The following is a 21,734-nucleotide window of genomic DNA, read 5'->3' as shown; positions in this document are numbered from 1 at the left end:
ATCAAAGATGGCTGCGTTTGAAGTGGTAGGCACCCCAGCTCCTCCACTTCCACCCGAAGTAGCAGACCAGTGGCTGGCATCATTCCACGATCCGCCATCGCCTACCCAGTATAAACTCTGGGCGTTTACTATAGAACAAAATCCAAATAAAAGGATAATATAGTTTAATGTACGTAGTAATCGTTTTTTCATCTATTTTGGAAAAATATACTTAAACGCTTTATTTCTTTAGAGACTATTTACTCTAAGCTCAACTTTCTTAGTCACATAGTAACTTGAATGAGACAGAGTTATGATTCAAAATTGAAGATTAAATAAAGGACGTTTCTTGCGTTGTGGGGGAATTTCTTACAACGCTATATATTCGATAAGAATTTGAGGTATCACTATGAATATGGTCACAAAAAATAGAGTTCCCTGATACTTTTTTCAGGGAACTCATAAAAATTAAGTAATTAATTATGAGTATATTAGAAATATATTGTGGTTATTTTCAGCAAAAATATCTAACTGTACTAGTCACCTGTCATTTAAAAACGTAAAAAAAGAGCAGACTCTCTTTCAAAAAGATAGTGTAGTGTTTACTTTAATTCCCAACAAGTAACTTTATCTCCATTGAGAAGAAAAAACATACGTGCTAAAGCAAAAAAACACATACTTTATTTCAGTATCGTCTTTACATAAACAATATATGAACCAAAACGCTTAGAGATTTTACTTGTATTTTATACTTTTTTTATTTTTCATATAACTTTTAACTCAAAAAACCGTGCTGTAATTTATCTTAACCAACTTTCACAAAAATTATATTTTCGCTATTTTTATATCAGAAGGTGTAGAGATTCTTACATTACACATAGAAACTGATCCACAAATTAAATTCGCAAAATACGCTAATCTAAAAGAGCCAGTCTATAATTCAACATAGTTTGACTTTTCAGTTGCCATTAATTACCTATGCTTTAAATAAGGATAAACACCTATATAAATTATAAAAACATAAGTATCTATTTAAATTGGATATAACCTATCCCAAATACTTATTTCCTTTAAATTATGACTCATGAAACACTCAATTATTCTGGCTGGAAAATAGGGTTATACAAAGTTTAGTTTTTCATTGATTTATTTATATTTTTTATTAATATTGTAAAAAATTGAATCTCCTTTGAAAAGAACTGTATCTATCGGCTTGCTGTGTCTGCTCCTGTTCAATACAATAGGATATTCTATTCTTTTTTTTCAACAACAACGACAAGCCAGACAACAACTCCGCAATATTCTGGATACAAATATTTCTCATTCAGTCTCTCTCTCAGAAAATAATCCAGACTGGGTCGTATTTAAAATGCCTATTGGCCTTTATCATCAGCCAGATAAGGCGCCTATAGCTGTAGAAGGTGAGTTTGAACATCAGGGAAAGATCTATGAGAAGGCGTTTATGAGTATTAAAAACGACACCATTATAGTATATTGTGTCAATAATAAACAGCAGGAGAAAGTAAAGCAGAATATGTCAGACCATGCCAAAACACTGGCAATGGACTATTCACATACAGATTCTGGCAAAGCACAGAAAAATATCAAGTCCTTTGCTCCTGAATATCTTCCTGTAACTGTTCTTACCCTTTCTCATTCTATTATAGAACAAACACAGAAAGTGCAGGAGCCATCTCCTTCGTCTATACAATCTATTTATCTGGAAGCTATCTATCCTCCTCCCCGGCAGGCATAATTTCCGTTTTCTGTCAACTGTGACATCATTTTCAAGACTTTGTGACTTTGTCTATATTATACTACATAAAATGTGGTAAGACAAGACAATTATATCATCAAACTGATAAAAATTGTTATTAGCTTTCTTGAAAACGGGTATCTACACAACAGAAGGCAACCTCTTCTGATTATTCTTAGGCTACTACTTCTATGCCAGAACTACTAACTATGCATGAGCTTGATTGTATGCTTTGTATATGAGTTCTGAGATGAATTATTGATTTTACTATTTCTATTTGTCAACCTTATAACCCATACCTATGGCACACATTCGCCTGAATAATGAAGAATTGCCCGGAATTATTGGGCTGATGGATTACAACCGACACACAGCCAAACCATTGAATGAACTGGCAGAGGTATTGTTGCGGGGAGATTCTACTCTTTCCAGTGCTGAACGAGAGATAATTGCTTCCTATGTATCTTATAAGAACAATTGTCATTTCTGTCATACTTCACATGGAGCTGCGGCTGTAGCACATATGAATGCATCGGTAGACTTGATTGATGACATCAAAGCAGGCATACAAAACTATGAAATTTCAGCAAAGCTTCGTTCATTACTAAATATAGCTCACAAAGTTCAGCAGGGAGGCAAATATGTATTGGCTGAAGATATTGATGCAGCCCGTACAGAAGGTGCTACGGACTTGGAAATTCATGATACAGTATTGATTGCAGCCGCATTTTGTATGTTCAACCGGTATGTGGATGGATTGGGAACATGGGCACCAGAGCCCAAAGAGGCGTATCTGGAAGTAGGGAAAAAGCTGGCCTATGAAGGCTATACAAGTTTTTAATTGGTTCAAACTAATTACTTTCCAGCTAATCAGGCCTGATTAGCTGGACATTGACTCTGACAAATCATACAGGATTGCCCTGTTTAAAAATATAATTGTGTTTATAAAAGGGGGATAGAACCTCTGGGATTTTCCTGGGGGTTCTATAGTTTTAGGCCTACTACAATCACAGTTGTAATACTCCCCCTCCTATAGATTTTCCAGACTACAGAAATACATCTATCTGATGAGTAGTTCCCCTAACTGTATACTGAATAGTAAAACCATATAGTTTCCCAATCGACTGCACCAAGGATAACCCTAAGCCGGAAGAAGTGGTCTCTGAACCTTTTGCAAAGCGTTCGAACAACTGAATAGGGTCCTGATGGTAAGCATTACCACTATTTTCAATCTTAAACTGATGGTTGGTAACGGAGATATTTAGATAGCCCTGGCGAATATTATGGAAGATTGCATTCCGAATCAAATTCCCGAAGAAGATCTCTGCCAGGTCAGGATTCATAGTGACAATCATTGCTCCGGAAACGTCAACTTGTGTAGTCAGCTCTTTATAGGTGACAACTTCCCAGAGTTCTTCCAGTAATCGTCGGGTAAGAGATGCCACGTCTACAGTTTCTGTAATAGGAAATTGCTTATTGTCAATCTTTGCGAGCAACAACAAGGTTTTGTTAAGGCGGGACATACGACTCAGGTTTTGCTCAACAACCTGTAATAAATCGGCCTGACTAGTAGATAGCAAAGGATCTTCAGTTAATAACTCGATCTGGTTGCGGGCAATTGCCAATGGGGTTTGAAGTTCGTGGGATGCATTTTCGGTAAACTGCTTCTGTTGCTGGTATGTACGATATGCCTTCAACATCCATTGACTTAATGCTTCATGTAACTCTGAAAATTCACGTATATGAGTATCTTCAAAAACAATAGAGGCATCCGAGTCTAGCCGATAGCTATGAATTTTTTGTAATGTAGTATGAAAAGGTCGCCATACTCGTTGTAAAACTAAACGATTCATAATCAGGAGTATGACCATAAGTGTTATAAAAAGTACAATTACTGCCCTTAACAAAATGGAAAGAAGCCTGCGAGAGTCTGTTAAAGAGGAAAAAATAGTCAGCTTATATGGCTGGTTTGCATACGAAAAGGTGGTTTCCAGTTTGCGGTAAGGCTCCAGTTCCTGTTCCAACGGCTCAAACACCTGAGTATCTGAATGTTTATCTTTTATACTTGCGGCCTCCTGATTTGAAACAGGCTTAAGTTCAAAATCTGTCTTTCGTCCGGAATGCATATTCAACAAAGCTGGATTATGAGTAGTCTCACGAATAATCTCAAACTTACGGTTGTCAAGGTATTCATCTACAGTATGATAGATCGCTGACCGAATCTGAAAATAGAAAAACGCCGTCCAGGGAATGAGTACAACCAGCAGTATAAGTAGAAAGGAACGAGTGGTAATCTGAAGTAATGTACGCTTTTTCATTCTCTGAAAAGTTTATAACCCAGTCCATATACAGCCTGAATGGTAAAGAAAGCACTTGCCTCACTCAGCTTCCGACGTAAATTTTTGATCTGAGAATACAGAAAGTCAAACGAGTCGGATTGATCACTGTTATCACCCCAGATATGCTCAGCTAAAGCCGTTTTACTTAGTACACGTTCTGGATTGGAGGCAAAGAACAGCAATAATTCATACTCTTTCTTGGTAAGTACAAGTTCAGTAGCATTGATACGAACCTTCTGACTTTCAATATCTATTTCCATATTCTCAAAATGTACGGAGTGATTGCCTTCAAATTTTAGTCGACGGAACAAGGCTTGTAATCGGGCATTGAGTTCAGACAGATGAAAAGGTTTGGGCAGGTAGTCATCTGCGCCTTGCTGCAATCCGGTAATACGATCATCTACGGAATCTTTCGCAGATAGGATAATTACTCCTGTATTGGTTCTCTGCTTACGCAATAGTGTCAACAGATTCAACCCGTTTCCTCCAGGCAGGGTGATATCGAGCAGGATACAGTCATAGGTATATACACCAATCTTCTCTTCGGCCTTCTCATAGTTGGTAGCTACTTCACATATATACCCACTACGCTCCAGATAGGTAGTTAGTGTATCTACCATTTGCAATTGATCTTCAACAATAAGGATTTTCATACAATGAGTTTGTAATACTCAAAGTTGAAGATAAATTCTGTAGATTTTCGGGATTGGAGAAAAGAAAACCGGACTTGAGTTGCCAGATAACTATCCTAAATCAAGGCAGATAGTATATTTCTTTGAAAAAATACTGTTTTCAATCACAGTTCTTTTAGAAGATGTTTAGATTATTTTAAAAGAAGTTCAACAAGCCAATTTATTTACCTAATTGTTTAGACAGCCTATTAAAGATAAAAGGCTGCTGTCAATAACCAACAGGAGGCTCTATGAATCGTTAAAATAATCAGGTTATTGTTCCATTTTCCAAAGGAATGGCCCATTCCCAGTTAACGTTATTCCATCTATTACAATGTCATTAGTATGATGTCCAGCTATATATACGCTGTTGTCTGGGCTTGCAGCAACATCATTTCCAGAATCTATTGAGGAGCTTCCAGCCTGTCTTATCCATTGAATATCCCCCAAATCACTATATTTGGCCACAAATACATCATCTTCTCCACTAGAAGCTACAGTAACATTCCCGAACTTAGCGCTACCATTAAAATATCCGGTTATATAGACATTGTCCATACGATCAAGTGTAATCCCATAACTTATATCTTTTCCTGCACCACCAGATGTGCGTTGCCAAATCATAGCTCCTGTGGTATCTAATCTCATAATGCACATATCAGCATCGCCAGCACTAAAGTAAGTGATTCCATCAAAATCTGCCGACTCAGTGAAATAACCAGTAACATAAACATTATTTGACTTATCCACTACAATACTCTGAAACTCATCGTCCTTAAACCCATTTGCAGTATGAACTACCTTTACTTCACCATCAGCATTCAATTTTACCAGAAAGCCTTCTTTTCCTCCATAACTAGTATAGGTAAGGTTACCCAAAGTAGCACTTTCAACAAAAAAACCTGCCACGAAGATATTGCCTAAGCCATCAACAGCAATACCACATCCACTATCATTGCCACTATCACCCATTTGTTTTACCCATTGTACACTACCCAAATCATCTAGCTTTGCAACAAAAATATCCGTCCCCCCATGACTTGTTACCAAACTACTCCCAAAAGTAACTGTCTCACTAAAAGCACCAGTAAGATAAGGCCGACCTGAAATATCTGTTGCCAAACTACGTGCTTCATCTTTACCTATACCTCCTGCACTCTTTGCCCATAGTAATTTAGCCTCTGAATCATATTTTGCCCAAAAGACATCCTTATCTCCATTACTGAGTAAAGAATTGTTTTCAAAGGTAGTATTACCATAAAAATTTCCTGCAATATATATATTGCCCATATTATCAACCACAATATCAGCGGCTTCTTCTTTATCTGTACTACCAGCACTTTTAGCCCATATAATATTACCTAAATGATCATACTTAGCAATTAGAATATCATAATCCCCTTTGCTTGTTAAGGTAATACTATCTAGAGTAACAACACCTGAAAAATTTCCAGTGATATATAGATTTCCTCCTTTGTCAGCATAGGTTGCAACCATCACCATATCTCCGGCAATATCTTTTACAAAATTACTAGAAGAAACTTCATCCTTTTTACAGGATAGAATCAGCATACATATGGCCATGCAAAACACTGCCAAACTTCGTAATTGATATCGGAACATAATAGAATATATGTAATTACCTATTCATGAAAAAACACTTATATAGATACTAATTAGCACAGAAATACATCAAGAAGAAAAAAACAAAGATATCTTTTTCTTCTTGATTGAATAGAATAAACTCTGCTCCGGCACTTTGTCCAAAATAACTTCGTATCGCACTAAATAATCCTATCCCTTAAAAAAAACTTACAATAAATTAAAAAGCGAAGGGTTCGTACTTTATATTTATACTATTCTGTAAATACAGCTTTTAGATCAGATTATTTTAAAAGTAAAGACAACATCTGAATTTACAGATACAAGTAATCATGTTATACCCCAAAAACCCTTACAATATCAATGAATGATTTTCACATTAACCGCCGCCAGTTTCTGAAATCGGCTTCTGCTTCACTGGCATTAACTACGCTGGGTGCTAATGCAATGGATATTCTGTATCCACCTAAAAAACTTCGTGTAGGGCTGATAGGTACTGGCTGGTATGGGAAAAGTGATTTATTTCGGTTGATACAGGTTGCACCCGTTGAAGTAGTAGGATTATGTGATGTAGATAAACATTTATTAACAGAGGCCGCAACCATGGTCAGCCAGCGGCAACAGTCCAAAAAGACTCCAGCTCAGTATGGCGACTATCGCAAACTGTTATCGGAGCAAAAACCAGAGATAGTATTGGTTGGTACTCCTGATCACTGGCATGCTCTTCAAGCTATTGATGCCATGAAAGCAGGTGCTCATGTATATGTACAAAAGCCTATCAGTGTAGATGTTCTGGAAGGTGAAGCAATGGTGGCAGCTGCACGAAAATACAAACGAGTAGTACAAGTGGGTACTCAACGTAAAAGTACCCCTCATTTGATCGAAGCAAAGAAAAACATTGTAGATGCTGGCTTATTGGGTAAGGTTTCACATGTTGAAATGTGTTGCTATTATCATATGCGAAACAATGGCAATCCTCCAACTCAGGCTATTCCTGACTTTTTTGATTATGATATGTGGACAGGTCCTGCTCCTATGCGTCCCTTTGATGGATTGCCTCATACACGCTGGTGGCGTACATTTATGGAATATGGCAACGGTATTATTGGTGATATGTGCGTTCATATGCTGGACACTGTACGTTGGATGTTAAAACTGGGATGGCCCAAACGAATCAGTTCTACAGGAGGAATTTATGTACAGAAAGAAGGTAAATCGAATATTGCAGATACACAAACGGCAGTGTTTGAGTATGATGAACTAAACTGTGTGTGGCAACACCGCACCTGGGGAACTGCTGCTAATCCAGACTATCCATGGTCTTTTACGTTGTATGGAGACAAAGGTACCCTAATAGCTAGTACCATGCAGTATGATTTTATTCCGACAGGGCAAGGACAAAAGATTCACAAAGATGTAGTATACGAAAAAGAGAAGTATCCTGAAGATCTGAAGGAACAAGGTATTGAGCTTAATGCCGCTCCGGCAACCCGACTGCATATGTTGAATTTCCTTGGTGCAATAGAAACCAATGGGCGACCTGTAGCCGATATCGAAGAAGGCCATATCTCTACAGCCAGTTGTATACTAGCAAACATTGCCATGCAGACAGGTCGACCACTTACCTACGATCCGATAGCTCGGCAGGTAATCGGAGATCCAGATGCTACTCGTCTACTGGCACGTTCGTATCGTAGCCCATGGATACACCCAGATCCGGAACATGTCTGAATGTATTTACAGAAGCATGGTAGGACATTTATAAGTATCCTACCATGTTGAAAAATTTATATCATCCGGATAAAATATCAGCTACTCTTAGTTATTATAATCTGTTTGCTGATATCCATTCCAGAAACATGTTATAAAAAATACAGAATGCTGTTTGAACCATCACAAAAGAGTTGATAGTTGCCTCTATCTTTTATTCAGAGTCTAGTTTTTGTGCATGTTTGATGATTTTATAAACCTTACCATGCATATCAACTATCGGGTTATAGCTTCCTCTGATATGTACTTTTTGCCCCTCACTATTTAGACGTTCAAATATTCCTTCTACAAATTCTCCCTTTCGGAGCTGTTGCCAGAAATGTTTATACTTTGCAGATTCCGCATCTTGTTTTAAAACAAATAAGGAATGATGTTTACCACTAATTTCTTCAAAGTCATAGCCCATCAGATCGAGAAACTTTCGATTAGCATGCAGGACATTTCCTTCTATATCAAACTCAACAATCGCATATACCTTATTAATGGCGGTTAGTTGATTGCTACTATCTAATGCTTGTAATTTGGACTGGGTAACGTCCTGAGCAAATTTGATAACCTTGATTACTTCCTGCTGTTGTCCAAATACAGGAGTATAACTTGCACTAAGCCACTTTTCTTCGCCATTCTTTGTAAATCGCCTGGCTTCGCCCACCTGAGGATGTCCATTACTTAACTCTTCCCAAAAAATTCGGTACTCTGCACTAATAACATGCGATGGATCAACAAAAATTGCATGAGATCTGCCTACAATCTGTTCCAGTTTATAACCCATTAGGTTCAGGAAGTTAGAATTAGCAGTGAGTATTTTTCCAGTTGGATCAAATTCAATGGTAGCCAGTGTGCTATTTACAGCGGCAGAAAGCCCTCTCAATTCAATACTCTGCCTCTCAATCTCTTCCTGACTCGTAATTAACTCCTCCATATTCTGGCGTAGCTCTTCCTCCTGAGCTTTAAGCTCTTCCATCTGTTGCTGAGCAGCAATCTCCAGTTGCTTTTGATGTGTTATATCTATAGCTAATTTTACTACTTTATAATATTTACCTGCATTATCTCGAACAGGAGCATAAGATACCTGCATCCAAACTGCAGTCTTATCCTTTTTCAGACGTACTACTTCTCCGGTAAAAGCATTACCTTGTTGTAGGTTTTGCCAGAACCGGACATAATCTGTACTTTGTGCATACACAGGATCTACAAACAAACGATGTTGTTGTCCCTGTATTTCATCTTCTTCATACCCTACCGTTTGTAGAAAATTAACATTAGCTTTCAGTATATTGCCCTGCATGTCAAATTCAATACAGGCAAATGTATCACTCACAGTACGAAAAGCGAGAAGCAAATTCTGAGCTTCTGCCTCCCGAATGCGTACTTCTTCCTGAACTACTGATAAAGCATCCATACTTTCACGCAATACATCCTCCTGTGCTTTAAGCTGCTCCTGCTGCAGCTGACTTTCTTTTAATAAAGCACCTAAGGCTTCACTCTTTTCGAACTGCTCTGTAATGTCATATCGGATACCAATATATTTGATTGGATTCCCCTCTGCGTCCAATACGGGAGCAATCGTTGCATCTACCCAATAAGTAGTACCATTTTTTGCCCTGTTTTTAAAGGTTCCCCGAAAAATACGACCACTCTTTATTGTTGTCCACATATCCTTGTACAAGGACTTAGGGTTTTCTGGATGCCGGACAACATTATGTGGTTTGCCAAGCGCCTCCTCTCGTGACCAACCAGATACTTCACAAAATCGGTCATTGACAAACGTGATATTTCCATATAAGTCAGATTCTGAAAGCAATGCTGCCTGGTTAAGAACATGCATACGGGCATCTAACTCACCTTTTAAACGAGCATTCTCCTGAAGTTTTCGCTGCATTTCTTCCTGAGTAGCAGCCATTTCTTCCATATTCTGACGCAATACCTCCTCCTGAAGCTGGAGATTCTCAGTCTGTTTCTGTGATTGAGCTAACAACTCTTGTGTACGCTGATATACGTGTGCATTTGCAATAGTAGAAGCGATACTTTCCCCTAATTTTTCAACAAATGCAATATGATAAGGCTCAAAAGAATTAAAAGAAGCGAGTTCGACTACTCCTAGTACCTGATCATTGAGTTTCAAAGGAACCAATACCAAACAATGGGGAGCACTCTTACCCAATCCGGAAGTTATGTGCACATAAGTACCAGGAATATCAGTCAGGTAAATGGTTTCTCCTTCCAGATAACATTGTCCGGTTAGTCCCTCGCCTGCCACAATCTGCTTACGAATATATTTTTTTCTATCATAGGCATAGCAGGCTACCATTTCAAGTGTATCTTCAGTAGAAGGGTCATCATTTTGAGCATGAACGACAAACAGTCCGCCCTGATTAGCCCCCATATACTTAATCAGATTAGCAAGGATTGCATCATATAACTGTTCTCCATATGTATTCTTTTCACGAAGAATCTCTACAAACCGGGCTAATCCTTCTGTTGTCCAGGTACGCTCATGTTCTTTTCTCGCAATTTCCTTCATACGTTGGCGCATACTCGCCAATGCGATTATCAACGGATTCTGCTTCTGAGTAGAGTTTGAATCATCAATCAATGCAAAGTCTGCCTGCAAATTACCTTCCTCAATTTGTCTGATAAATGTGGAAGCTTGCTGGTTCTGCTCGCAAAGTTGCAGATATTCTGTGTTAGATTTTTGCAAGCCTTTCAGCTTTTTGGAATCAATAAGTGCAAAGGGTAGTAACATGTAGTCTTTAGAGGATATGTATAAATAGGAAATACAAGTCAGTGAAGGCTACAAAAGAATAGTGTTGACTTTAACAAGCCAACCTATCACCACAACCGGATAATTGCCTCACACAAAACTTTTCAGAAAATGGTTTGCAAATTCCAACAGAAGAGTCCCAATACACAACTCACTGCATATCAAAACATTAAAAAACAAAACTAAGCATTATTACTTACTTCATACAGAAAGAATTTTCTCTAAATATTGCACTGTATTTTTAGGGGGTATTTAGAGAAAATCACGATTATATTCAAAGAGCCATGGATCGTATTCAGAAGTGCGACAGAAAGAAACACTAGTGATCTACAAGATTATTAGTTGCCATTTACAGGTATCTAATAGACATTTTTTCTATAAAATGCCATTGTCAAAGTTATATTCAGTTGTATGCATAAACCAATACTATAACGCCCTATTTATGCTCCTCTACAAATACAGAGAGTGTTTTATAAAAACAGTAGCCTAAAAACTATAAAACACACAGAATCAATACACTTCCTATAGGAAACAATACATTTACTATGTATAATTGCCCAAAGCTGTTACGCACCAAAACACCCTAACATCTTTGTTTCATACCCTTTACTACTCAACTTTTTACACTTATGAAGCCTCTCTTATTTTTTATCAGCAGTCTATTTGTATTTCTGGAGTTACATGCCCAAAATCTGTTAGCGGTTGAGGGGCATATTGATAGTTGGAAAAACAAAAAAGTATTTCTACTCAAGGCTGTTAGTCATAAAGCTTATGGCAATGTGTATGAAAAGATCGATTCTGTTCATACCCGAACTGGTAAATTCAGCTTTAAACATCCAGTGCAGGAGATCAACTTCTATGCTCTGGCAACAGAAGATCTCTCAAATAAGGTGCAATTTATCTGGGATACCACGATACAGATACAAGGTAAAGATATACATTCTATCACATTACAAAGTTCTACGCTTAGTCAATCATGGCGTACTTTCCAACAAACAGTTATCAACCCAATTCGCGAGAAGGAACAAGAGTTCGAAATCAGCTATCATAAGGCACTCAAAGAACAGGATTCAGCGAGAGTAAAAGCTATTGCCATACAGAAAGAAAGTGTACAAGACCAGATTACAACGAAAGAGATAAATTACCTTGGTAGAAATCTTAAAAATTTCCTTAGTCTTCATTACTTAACCTATTATTGGCAGTTAATGGGTGTAGAGGGTAGCCAACGAGTTATAAACAACTGGCCTGAAGATTTGAAGAGCCATTCTTTAGCCACTCAATTATTAAAAGAAATCAAAATTGCTGATACAGTAAATACAGGAAACAAAGCTCCGGTAATTATTACCCGTGATGTAGATGGTATTCCGTTTAACTCATCTACTCTTGCAGGTAAATACATACTGATTGACTTCTGGGGAACGTGGTGTGGTCCATGCATAGCTCTTTTACCGGAACTAAAAGAAGCTTATCTGAAATACAAAGACAAGAATGTGGAGTTTATCAGTATAGCCTATGAGAAAAAGGAAGATGTTAAAAACATTAAGCCCTTAATAAGAGGACGCTATAATATCACATGGACACAACTGTATCAGGAAAAAGGTAACAGCCATCAAGATAGCATTATCAAAAAGTATATGATTGAGTCTTTTCCTACTGTAGTATTAATCAGCCCAGAAGGAAAAATAGTATCAAAAGCATCCAGCAAAGAGGGTTTAGCTAAAGCGAAACAAATCCTGGACAGTGTTTTAGAAAAGTAATCACAATCGCTACATTAACCAACCTGTGAACAATAAAACAATCTCTTGTCTATTTGGCAAGAGATTGTTGACCATCTGCTAGTATTCAATAGTTTTCAGGTCCATTGAAGATCTACCTATTGAATTTACCAACGTATATTCCCCAAAAATATATAGTATCTTTAAAACCAGGTTTCTATTCTTCATCAGCACCATGTATAAGCTGAGCATACTTTATGACCTTATATACTTGCCCATCCAGATCAAACACAGGACTATAACTACCTTTTATCCATATTTTCTTTCCACTTCGGGTGACGCGTTCAAAATTACCACTAATCGCCTCTCCCAAACGTAATTTTCTCCAAAATTGCTCATACTCATAAGTATCTAACTGTTCTTTATCCACAAATAGTGAATGATGTTTATGTAGAATAGCTGTAAGATCATAGTCCATCAATTTTAGAAAATTATCATTGGCCATCAGCACTTCACCATTTGTAGTAAACTCAATAACAGCAAACGCTTTGTCAATAGCCTGTAGTTGCCCCTGCATATCCAAAGAGGCTTTTTTATGGTGAGTAACATCCTGCGCAAACTTAATTATCTTAGTTACCCTTCCCTGATCTGTGATAGGGGAATAACTAGCATGTAACCATACTTTATTCCTGTTTTTTGTCAATCGGGCAAACTCTCCTATCTGTGGTATACCTTGATTAAGATTCTTCCAAAATTGGGCATAGTCATCGGAATTTCGATAAATAGCCTCAACAAACATGTTATGATGCTTTCCTTTGATATCTTCCAATGAATAGCCCATCAGATTAAGGAAGTTGGCGTTGGCATCCAGTATAGTACCATTTTTATCGAATTCAATGGTAGCCATTGTATTATTTACTGACGTCATAATACCTTCCAGTTCACGCGACTGTTGAATATCAATTAGGGAACCGGCGATTCTAAGAGGGCGCCCGTTATTATCCCGCAAGGTATTTCCGACGGCTCTGAACCACTTAAAATTTCCATTACGCAGTTTTAACTGATATTCAACATCATAAGGTGTCTGTCCACTGAAATCAAGCAAATGTGCAGAAAAGGCAGCTAACGTTCTTTCTTTATGATCCGGATGCAATAGATTAGACCACGAATCCAGACGATTTGGAAAATCCCTCTCATTTGTATAACCCAACATATGACGAAATTTGTCTGTCCATTGAAAAGGAGTGTTATCTGTAAATTCCAGGTTAGCAGGTACCACCATATCCCAAAGCCCTTCCGTAGTAGTGCGGGCAGCCAGATCAAAACGCTGAAGTAGATCGTTAACTTGTGCCTGCCGACGTAACATCTCTTCCTGTGTAGCCTCCATCTCTTCCAGGTTCTGACGTAATTCCTCTTCCTGTGCCCGTAGGCTTTCAGCTTGCTGCTGTGACATGGCTAGCAATTTCTGCGTCATACTTGTAACAGTTGCATTTGCAATTGTTGAGGCAATACTCTCTCCCAGTTTTTCAATGAATTCAATCTGATAAGGTTCAAACTTTGAAAAAGAAGCCAGCTCAATTACACCATGTACTTTATCATCTAGCTTAAGAGGAACGATAAGAATGCAGCGAGGTGTAGCCTCTCCTAGTCCGGAGCTAATGTTTACATAATTTTGAGGGATCTCAGTCATATAAATTGTGTCTCCTTCCAGGAAACATTGTCCCACAAGCCCCTCACCTGCACTCATTGTTTTGGTAAGAAATTTTTTGCGGTTATAGGCATAACATGCGACCATTTCCAGACTAATATTGCTTCTACTAAGTCTGTTACTACTAAGTTTATCACCACTATTTCCCTTTCGATGCTGTAACTGTTCTCCTCTTTCTGTTGTCTCACTTGCCACAACTAATACCTCTTTCTGCATTGCATCTTCTTCTCTAACCACAAACAAACCTCCCTGATTGGCTTTCAGGTATTTGATAAGAGAAGCCAAAATCTGATCGTAGAGTTGTTGTATATCTGTATGGTGTGAACGCAAAATATCTACAAACTGCGCCAACCCTTCTGTAATCCAGGTGCGTTGTGCTTCTTTTTCTGCCATTGCCTTCATATGATCACGCATTTGCAACAATGCCTCAGCAAGTGAGTTCTCTGAAGTGGCTGTATTCTCTGTGTTACTCCAACCAGGATAGTCTTCCATCAAATTACCTTCCTGGATAGCTTTGATAAATGTACGAGCATTTTCAATATCAGTAAGCGTTTTCTGGAAAGACTGATGAGTCTGAGTCGCTTTTCGCCATTGTGCTAATGTAGAAATTCTGAACATAGAGTTTTGCTATTAATTGATTGATACGATACAAATTATATCCTTGCTCTTTATTCAATGCACCTTATCACACATAAACCACCACCACACATAAGTATTATTACTTAGTACAATAGCACATTTTATCATTAATTCGTATTGAATAGACGAGGTTTTATGCTTTTCGATAGAGTATTTTATTATGTCGATCAAGACATATTTTTCTATGTTAGATAACCAGAAACCGTATGCATGCCAACTATCTGGTTTTCTGTACAATCCATGGAACCAGTTAATTAGTCCCATACAGAAAATGGATTTCTGAAACTAACAGGTCTACTGGAAAGTTTAGGGACATACCCCTGAAATACCCCCTTCACAACCTATAATGCCATTCAGGTACAACTATACCCTTAGGATGTCATTTGTGTAGTCAGGTACCTCATTTACAACAGTTGACACACAAGCAGATAGCTTTATATAGCCAGATGGATCAATTTTACATCAACAAACTCAATGTCTTAGTCTTACAACACATGTAAGCACCATAACTCTACAAGCTATTTTAACAACTATAAACAACTATGAAAACTTCCTTTATTTATCTGGGACTACTCGTTTCTCTGATTACATCTACAAGTTGTACTGAACCCAATCCTTCACCTAGCCCAGGTGGAGAAGGAGGACACACATCTCCACCTATTGTTACGATTAAAACAATAGCTGGCAAGGATACCAAACCCGGTTATGCAGATGGAGCAGGAACCAATTCACAATTTGACAATCCCTGCCAGATGACAATTGACAAGAATGATAACATTTATATTATTGATCAACTTAAAAGTTACATTGGTGGTACAGTAATTCGCAAGCTGGATCCCCAGGGTAATGTCACTACTTTTGCCACAGGATTTGGTGCCATTACAGATATATGTGTAGACCCTCGTGATGGAGTAACGCTTTACGCTGTTGATAGCGGAGACAAGTTGGGGGTTCCAAATGGCATATTTCGTATCACCTCTACCGGGCAAGTTACCCGGCTTAGTACCAGTACCAGAAAGACATATGAAGATGGACCATTGGCGACAGCGAAATTTGATCAACCTGTGGGTATTGTCATGGACAAACAAGGTAATCTTTATATTGCAGATGGTTTGGAGCGGTGTGTACGCAAAGTAAATCTGACTACAGGAATGGTAAGCACCTTTGCCGGAAAAGTGGACATGAATACTCAAATCTGTAACTATAAAGATGGAGCAGCCAATGTAGCGGAATTTTGCCGATTTGATGATTTAACAATGGATGATGATGGCAATCTGTATATTCCTGATTGGTTTAATCACCGGATACGTAAGATCGCTCCCGATGGCACTGTGTCTACTTACATCGGATTGGGTACAGGGTATGGCAAAGACTGCCTTCTGGAAAAGTCCACAGTATATGAACCACATCGTGTACACTATGATTCCTATAGTAAACAACTATTTGTTGTAGACCAGGCAGGATTACATATTAATATGGTTACTACAAACAACTATGTATTCCGACTGACTAATCATGTGCTTTCAGCTGACTATGCAGATACGAGTCCAGGTCATTCAAATACCTGTTATGGGTTGGTTGTAAACAAAAAAGGAGAGGTAATCTATCTGGATAAGTACAATCACTGCATTCGTAAAGCAACCTATGTATGGCCTAATTGAAGTTATTGCTTCATAAACATAAAACTTACTCACTCTTTATTCTTGGGGGGTATAGTCCCCCCAAGCCTTTCACCAAAAACCCACACTCATTTTTGGGTTCAGAAGCAAGTCAGAAGTAAAATTCCTGAAATTCCCGTTTGAACTACTATAGCGACCTTTTCGATTCTCGACTAGAATTGAATAAATCCCGGAAGCTACCTGATGCTATTTATCTATTTATCCTCTCCACAATTTCATTGATCTACAAAAACACCTCAATTACCGAATACTCAATCACCAGATATCCTACACAGGTATATATGAGTACAAATGCCTATAGCAATCCCCTTCACCTCTTTGATAATCTGACGATTACTCCCGCTCAGAGTTTTGCATTTCAATTAGAACATTTCCCTTTTTATACACGCACACTAGTTTAAAATTCATGAAATCTTTTTTAGTACTATGCTTCACATCGGTCCTTATTTGTTCTGGATATTCAGTGGTTTGGGCTCAATCACCCGCAGGTATCTCGACTAATTTAAATCTATGGCTTAAAGCCAATACAGGTGTTACCGGAACTACCACTGTTACAAATTGGATAGATAATAGCACACAAACAAACAATGCAACAGGATCTGCACCAGCCCCGTCCTATATTACTACAGGCACTACCTTATTCAATTACAATTCAGATCTACAATTTACAGCTGCATCATCTCAGATGTTAAGTTTGACAGCTGCCAAAAATCCGCTTGGCTCAGGAACTCAGGCACGTACATTCTATACAGTTACCTTCCCTTCTTCTGCAATTGATAAAAACACAGTAATTGGACAAGGCACTAATGCTACCGGAACGACTAATCAGGGCAGACATCTTCGCTATATAACCAATACCAACCGCCTCATTGTGGATACAGATGGTCGGGTAAGAGGTTCTGCCTCTGCTACTAATAGCAGACCATTCATTGCTACATTCTCAGTTGCGGCTTCTGAAACTCAGGCATTAAGTGCATCCACCTTTGGAGCAATCAATGGGGTTACAACTTCTATTACTTCCTATAGCAACGGTTCTGCCAATAGTAGCATCAACACAGCTAGTACACTGGCGCAGATTGGACACCGCCCTGCCGAAACCAACTATTTTGATGGAAGAATAGCTGAAATAATTTCTTATCCGGGCATTCAGCAACACAACGCCAACAAGTGGAATCGTATCTTGCTGTAAAATATGGCATTACAATGACCAACAACTACCTTAATTCCGCAGGTAGCACTATATTTACAGTAGCTTCGCCCTACAATAATAATATCATTGGAATTGCGCGGGATGATAATAGCAGCCTGCTACAACGTCAATCACACAACTATGACGATTCTGCACGGGTTTACCTTTCTACGTTAACAGCCAATAATACAACCAATACAGGGTCATTTCTTACTAACAATCAGTACATTCTGATGGGATCTAATAGAAGCAGGCTTCGTGCTACTTCTGCTTCTGTATCTGAAATGCCATTGGGACTATTTTCCAGAATAAGCCGTGAGTGGAAGGTAACCAATACAGGCTTTACAGGTACATTTAACTGGGATGTGACGTTAGAGTCTGGTATTGGCGGATTAAACCCAAGCGACTTACGTTTGCTGGTAGATACAGATGGAAACTTTAGTGATGCCACTACCCATTCTCCACTCAGTGGCCTTACCTTTTCTGTATCTGGCAATACTGTTAGTGTCTCGGGTATTTCTATTACAATGATCCCAACAGGTACAACACGATTCATTACTCTGGCATCTTCTGCCAGTACTACACCACTACCAGTTGCATGGCTTAACTTTAAAGGATATGCACAAAATGAGGGAGTTATATTGCAATGGAATTTAGCGTCTGAAACTAACAATGCCAAATTCACAGTAGAACGCAGTCTGGACGGGATTCATTATGAGGCTATTGCTACTATTACTGGAAAAGGCACTACCAGTCAACAATCACCTTATTCCTATACAGATACCAATCCACTAGTGGCGACTGCGTATTACCGTATTCAACAAACAGATGTTACTGGCGAGTCTAACTATTCTTCTGTCATCTCAATCTCTTACACATCCAAAAGACCAACTACACAATTTACAGTTTTTCCAAATCCTGCTCGTTCTACAGATAGTATCTCTTTATCCTTTGAAGGAACAACACCTGCTTATACAGATTACACAATCTATGACTTCTCCGGACATATACTTAATTCTGATAAATTAAAAGCACCAGATACACGTATCTTTACGATGAACACTCAACTGATTAAAGGTGTGTATCTGGTTCGCTTAACAGGAGAAGGTGTGGAAAGCAAGTTTCAGAAGCTGGTTATTGAATAACACTTAGAAACAGTATAAAATTAATAGTCCAGATTTTGTTATTTGGATATCTATCTGAGTTACAAAACCTGGACAAAGCGATTATATAAAGAGATCAGTTATTGAGTCTAATTTTTATTCCAGAACTTTAGCACTATAAGTATAAATAGGCTAACGAAATCATTGCTGATATGATAAAATATGGATATTATTCCTCCTTAAAAGTTATAATGATACCCTCATTTTCAAAAATACTCTCCACAAACTTTACAAGTTTCTGACGTGGACCTACATGGATTATAAGATAAACACTGCTTCCATTAATTGTAAGAATAGCATCTTCACCCCAGATCCTTTGCTTATCTAACTCATTAATTAGTATTTTACATGATAATGACTCCGTATTTATCTGAAGATCTAGTATTGTATAATAAGGATTTTGCAATTGGAGTTGATAGACTATATCAGACAATTTGCTCTCTTCTGAGAAAATAGCCGTATATTCGAAAGACATACCTGATAAAAATTATAATATTTCTGTTACACCTTATACTTTGCTATTTTCTTTTTCTTGATAACAACGGGGAACGACTTATCTTCATTTACATTGGTGTATTCATATACGTAAAGGTTTGTACCTTTTTGTTCAAGAATCCATGATTCGTTTTTTTGTCTAGAACCTACCAGGTTAACTCCTAGCTCCCAGTTACAGGTACAATACAATGAATCTCTATTTAAAATAGCTTCCATTGAGGGATAGTTTCTTTGTTGTAATGCTCCGTTGATCAGGGTAATATTATATCTTTCATACCATTGATCTGAGTAATTATCTATCCCATTCTCTACATATTGTACAAAGGTAGTAACAATATGTGTTGCTGTAAACTGTAGGTGTTTATCTATGTACCTTATAGATCCCAAATTTCGAATTGAATCATTTGATTTTCCTATAACAATATATTCATTAGAAGCGCTTTTTTGAAGGTCAAAGAGATATGTCTCATTGGATTCTACTGGAAGAATGATACACTCATCATGAACTGTATCTATATTAATAGATAAGTATCTATCAGGACGAGTAGAGCAATCACAGGGTAACTTTGTTGCCAGACATTTGCGATAAGTGGTAGATACCCAGTGTTGTTCAATAGATATTATATTCTTACCGGCCTGAGATACCAGACTCAGGCTAGTAAGAAGGAGAAGTATGGAAAACTTAATCAAAATTAGTTTCATTTTTATACTTGAGTGGTAAAATCTATTCCACCGCTTCACCTGCAGGTACTACATCTCCTGTTCTCATCTGCTTGCGAATATTTTCGCGATGCATCATTCCCCACTCGCTTAGTGCATATAATACGTCCCCCAGTGTGTCACTATATTCAGTGAGTTCATACTCTACTAACACGGTTCCTTCTGTATGAATGTGACGTTTTACAAAACCATTCAATTCCAGTTCTTTCAGTTCATTGGAAAGTACACGTGGAGAAATGCCTTTTACTAGTCGCTGTAATTCATTGAATCGCAGGTTGCCTTCCGACAATGCCATAATGATACGCAGTTTCCATTTGCCTCCCAGTACATACAAGGCGTCTCCGATGGCATTGAGGCGAGAATAACACTGTGTAGTGTCGTGATGGGCATGTTTTATTTTTCTTGTTTCCATATTCTCAAGTTATTTAATTTCTAAACCACTAACCTAAAGGTTACTACTAACCTTTTGTATACTACTTACATTTGGATAGCAAATATGCATAATTTTGCTGCATAACAAAAACCCAAGAATATGAAAATCAGAAAAATTATTACCCTGGTTGTGACAGCACTAGCAAGTCTGATGGTTATCTTAAGCGGGATTATGAAGCTAACTAAAAACCAGTCTATTGTAGATGTTATGAACAAAGTAGGTGTAGGTCAATATATTACCTTACTGGGTATCATGGAGATCGCATTTACAGCTTTGTTTATCTATCCTAAAACGATGAAAATCGGCTTTATTTTGCTGACTTGTTATTTTGCAGGAGCCATTGCCACCGAACTCTCCCACAATGGTCCGCTTGTCAATGCCATGATGCCTCTGATACTGGTTTGGATAGCGACATTTTTGAGAGATTCATCCGTATTTTTACCTTCTCCAGAACCATCGAATTCATAAATCACCCAAAGTCAATTATAATGCAATTACTATTAATGGAATCTCATATCACATCTGTCCGGGTTTTGTTGTTTTTGCCTGGCTCAAGTAGCTAGCCATTTCCGAACACTTGAATAGACACACATTTAATCTATTGCTTTTCAACAAACAAAAGCCGACCTTATAAAAGTCGGCTTTTGTAGTTTCGTTAACGATTAAATAGAAACCCTCTCTTTTAATAAATCCATATAAATAAATTCAGTGTTATTGGTCAGCAGTGCAATTAGTTATGGTGGCAACAGATCTGCTGATAGTATCTTCTCTTCTGTGCCAGCCAGTTAACTGTTACAAGCTATACACTGACACGTTACATTTTCGGTGTTTACAGGAATTAAATACAGAAGAGATGTAAGATGAATATATGAGAAAAAAAAATGCAAACAAAAATAACAAAGTAAGCATCTAAAAACAAAATATATGATAAAACTTATCCTATACCCTACCTATCCCAGAACAAACAAGACTCAAAACCCACTCTCTACCAACAAAAAAACTGTTATTTAATCAATACATTCCCACCATAAAAAAATAGTCCGCCTATACTATTTACACACAATTAAAATACAGATTATTCTATAATATCCTCTATATAGCTTTTCAGTTTC

Annotated in this window: 17 protein-coding genes; 8 read left to right on the top strand and 9 right to left on the bottom strand. The window is 37.8% G+C overall.

All coding sequences use genetic code 11. The features are described 5' to 3' along the window. Positions 1-192, bottom strand: a 192-nt coding sequence (locus QNI22_RS39695) for a hypothetical protein (RefSeq protein ID WP_314520164.1), incomplete at its 3' end; no start/stop codon positions are given. Positions 193-1,168: 976 nt separating this feature from the next. Between QNI22_RS39695 and QNI22_RS39690 the strand changes: the two genes are divergently transcribed. Both QNI22_RS39690 and QNI22_RS39685 read left to right on the top strand, forming a co-directional pair. Continuing rightward, positions 1,169-1,735, top strand: coding sequence for a hypothetical protein (locus QNI22_RS39690; RefSeq protein WP_314520162.1), 567 nt, complete (start codon positions 1,169-1,171; stop codon positions 1,733-1,735). Between the two features lie 301 nt (positions 1,736-2,036). Next, the gene (locus QNI22_RS39685; protein WP_314520160.1) at positions 2,037-2,576 is read left to right on the top strand and encodes a carboxymuconolactone decarboxylase family protein; all 540 of its coding nucleotides are present in this window, start codon (positions 2,037-2,039) and stop codon (positions 2,574-2,576) included. A 205-nt stretch (positions 2,577-2,781) separates the two neighbouring features. On the opposite strand, the gene QNI22_RS39680 is transcribed toward QNI22_RS39685, so the two are convergent. The 3 genes from QNI22_RS39680 to QNI22_RS39670 form a co-directional block, all read right to left on the bottom strand. Next, positions 2,782-4,053 (bottom strand): sensor histidine kinase, encoded by a 1,272-nt coding sequence (locus QNI22_RS39680; protein WP_314520159.1) that lies wholly within the window; start codon positions 4,051-4,053, stop codon positions 2,782-2,784. Then, positions 4,050-4,727, bottom strand: a complete 678-nt coding sequence (locus tag QNI22_RS39675) for a response regulator transcription factor (protein WP_314520156.1) — start codon at positions 4,725-4,727, stop codon at positions 4,050-4,052. Before QNI22_RS39675 ends, QNI22_RS39680 begins: the two co-directional genes overlap by 4 nt. A gap of 291 nt (positions 4,728-5,018) precedes the next feature. Beyond that, positions 5,019-6,368 (bottom strand): SBBP repeat-containing protein, encoded by a 1,350-nt coding sequence (locus QNI22_RS39670; protein ID WP_314520154.1) that lies wholly within the window; start codon positions 6,366-6,368, stop codon positions 5,019-5,021. 342 nt (positions 6,369-6,710) lie between these two features. Between QNI22_RS39670 and QNI22_RS39665 the strand changes: the two genes are divergently transcribed. Beyond that, a complete protein-coding gene (locus QNI22_RS39665; RefSeq protein WP_314520152.1) occupies positions 6,711-8,078 on the top strand; it encodes a Gfo/Idh/MocA family oxidoreductase in 1,368 nt (455 codons plus the stop codon). A gap of 193 nt (positions 8,079-8,271) precedes the next feature. On the opposite strand, the gene QNI22_RS39660 is transcribed toward QNI22_RS39665, so the two are convergent. Then, the gene (locus QNI22_RS39660) at positions 8,272-10,863 is read right to left on the bottom strand and encodes a PAS domain S-box protein (protein WP_314520150.1); all 2,592 of its coding nucleotides are present in this window, start codon (positions 10,861-10,863) and stop codon (positions 8,272-8,274) included. Positions 10,864-11,510: 647 nt separating this feature from the next. Between QNI22_RS39660 and QNI22_RS39655 the strand changes: the two genes are divergently transcribed. Beyond that, positions 11,511-12,638, top strand: coding sequence for a TlpA disulfide reductase family protein (locus QNI22_RS39655; RefSeq protein ID WP_314520147.1), 1,128 nt, complete (start codon positions 11,511-11,513; stop codon positions 12,636-12,638). Positions 12,639-12,813: 175 nt separating this feature from the next. Here QNI22_RS39655 and QNI22_RS39650 read toward each other — a convergent pair whose 3' ends face one another. Further along, complete coding sequence (locus QNI22_RS39650) at positions 12,814-14,922, bottom strand: PAS domain-containing protein (protein WP_314520146.1); 2,109 nt, start codon at positions 14,920-14,922, stop codon at positions 12,814-12,816. A gap of 563 nt (positions 14,923-15,485) precedes the next feature. On the opposite strand from QNI22_RS39650, the gene QNI22_RS39645 reads away from it, so the two are divergent. From QNI22_RS39645 to QNI22_RS39635, 3 genes are all read left to right on the top strand, one after another. Continuing rightward, positions 15,486-16,604 carry an NHL repeat-containing protein gene (locus QNI22_RS39645; protein WP_314520145.1) on the top strand — a complete coding sequence of 373 codons (1,119 nt, stop codon included), beginning with the start codon at positions 15,486-15,488 and terminating at the stop codon, positions 16,602-16,604. Between the two features lie 424 nt (positions 16,605-17,028). Further along, positions 17,029-17,811 carry a hypothetical protein gene (locus QNI22_RS39640; RefSeq protein ID WP_314520143.1) on the top strand — a complete coding sequence of 261 codons (783 nt, stop codon included), beginning with the start codon at positions 17,029-17,031 and terminating at the stop codon, positions 17,809-17,811. Further along, a complete protein-coding gene (locus QNI22_RS39635) occupies positions 17,790-18,956 on the top strand; it encodes a DUF8202 domain-containing protein (RefSeq protein WP_314520140.1) in 1,167 nt (388 codons plus the stop codon). Before QNI22_RS39640 ends, QNI22_RS39635 begins: the two co-directional genes overlap by 22 nt. Positions 18,957-19,143: 187 nt before the next feature. On the opposite strand, the gene QNI22_RS39630 is transcribed toward QNI22_RS39635, so the two are convergent. From QNI22_RS39630 to QNI22_RS39620, 3 genes are read right to left on the bottom strand one after another with little or no spacing between them, the layout of a single operon-like run. Beyond that, positions 19,144-19,449: a hypothetical protein gene (locus QNI22_RS39630; protein ID WP_314520137.1), complete on the bottom strand. Its 306-nt coding sequence runs from the start codon at positions 19,447-19,449 to the stop codon at positions 19,144-19,146. Between the two features lie 26 nt (positions 19,450-19,475). After that, complete coding sequence (locus QNI22_RS39625) at positions 19,476-20,171, bottom strand: hypothetical protein (protein ID WP_314520135.1); 696 nt, start codon at positions 20,169-20,171, stop codon at positions 19,476-19,478. Positions 20,172-20,193: 22 nt separating this feature from the next. Further along, positions 20,194-20,601, bottom strand: coding sequence for a winged helix-turn-helix transcriptional regulator (locus QNI22_RS39620; protein ID WP_313988479.1), 408 nt, complete (start codon positions 20,599-20,601; stop codon positions 20,194-20,196). Between the two features lie 120 nt (positions 20,602-20,721). Between QNI22_RS39620 and QNI22_RS39615 the strand changes: the two genes are divergently transcribed. After that, positions 20,722-21,090 (top strand): DoxX family protein, encoded by a 369-nt coding sequence (locus QNI22_RS39615; RefSeq protein ID WP_314520132.1) that lies wholly within the window; start codon positions 20,722-20,724, stop codon positions 21,088-21,090. Positions 21,091-21,734 lie beyond the last annotated feature (644 nt).

This window comes from Xanthocytophaga agilis (genome assembly GCF_030068605.1).
Classification (GTDB): domain Bacteria; phylum Bacteroidota; class Bacteroidia; order Cytophagales; family 172606-1; genus Xanthocytophaga; species Xanthocytophaga agilis.
Note: the sequence above shows the minus strand (reverse complement) of the source record. Positions and strands in the feature narration are given on the sequence as shown.

Excerpts from the sequence above, each read along its gene's own strand:
- QNI22_RS39685 (WP_314520160.1), top strand. The coding sequence starts at position 2,037 with ATGGCACACATTCGCCTGAATAATGAAGAATTGCCCGGAATTATTGGG.
- QNI22_RS39680 (WP_314520159.1), bottom strand. The coding sequence starts at position 4,053 with ATGAAAAAGCGTACATTACTTCAGATTACCACTCGTTCCTTTCTACTT.
- QNI22_RS39675 (WP_314520156.1), bottom strand. The coding sequence starts at position 4,727 with ATGAAAATCCTTATTGTTGAAGATCAATTGCAAATGGTAGATACACTA.
- QNI22_RS39670 (WP_314520154.1), bottom strand. The coding sequence starts at position 6,368 with ATGTTCCGATATCAATTACGAAGTTTGGCAGTGTTTTGCATGGCCATA.
- QNI22_RS39665 (WP_314520152.1), top strand. The coding sequence starts at position 6,711 with ATGAATGATTTTCACATTAACCGCCGCCAGTTTCTGAAATCGGCTTCT.
- QNI22_RS39660 (WP_314520150.1), bottom strand. The coding sequence starts at position 10,863 with ATGTTACTACCCTTTGCACTTATTGATTCCAAAAAGCTGAAAGGCTTG.
- QNI22_RS39655 (WP_314520147.1), top strand. The coding sequence starts at position 11,511 with ATGAAGCCTCTCTTATTTTTTATCAGCAGTCTATTTGTATTTCTGGAG.
- QNI22_RS39650 (WP_314520146.1), bottom strand. The coding sequence starts at position 14,922 with ATGTTCAGAATTTCTACATTAGCACAATGGCGAAAAGCGACTCAGACT.
- QNI22_RS39645 (WP_314520145.1), top strand. The coding sequence starts at position 15,486 with ATGAAAACTTCCTTTATTTATCTGGGACTACTCGTTTCTCTGATTACA.
- QNI22_RS39640 (WP_314520143.1), top strand. The coding sequence starts at position 17,029 with ATGAAATCTTTTTTAGTACTATGCTTCACATCGGTCCTTATTTGTTCT.
- QNI22_RS39630 (WP_314520137.1), bottom strand. The coding sequence starts at position 19,449 with ATGTCTTTCGAATATACGGCTATTTTCTCAGAAGAGAGCAAATTGTCT.
- QNI22_RS39625 (WP_314520135.1), bottom strand. The coding sequence starts at position 20,171 with ATGAAACTAATTTTGATTAAGTTTTCCATACTTCTCCTTCTTACTAGC.
- QNI22_RS39620 (WP_313988479.1), bottom strand. The coding sequence starts at position 20,601 with ATGGAAACAAGAAAAATAAAACATGCCCATCACGACACTACACAGTGT.
- QNI22_RS39615 (WP_314520132.1), top strand. The coding sequence starts at position 20,722 with ATGAAAATCAGAAAAATTATTACCCTGGTTGTGACAGCACTAGCAAGT.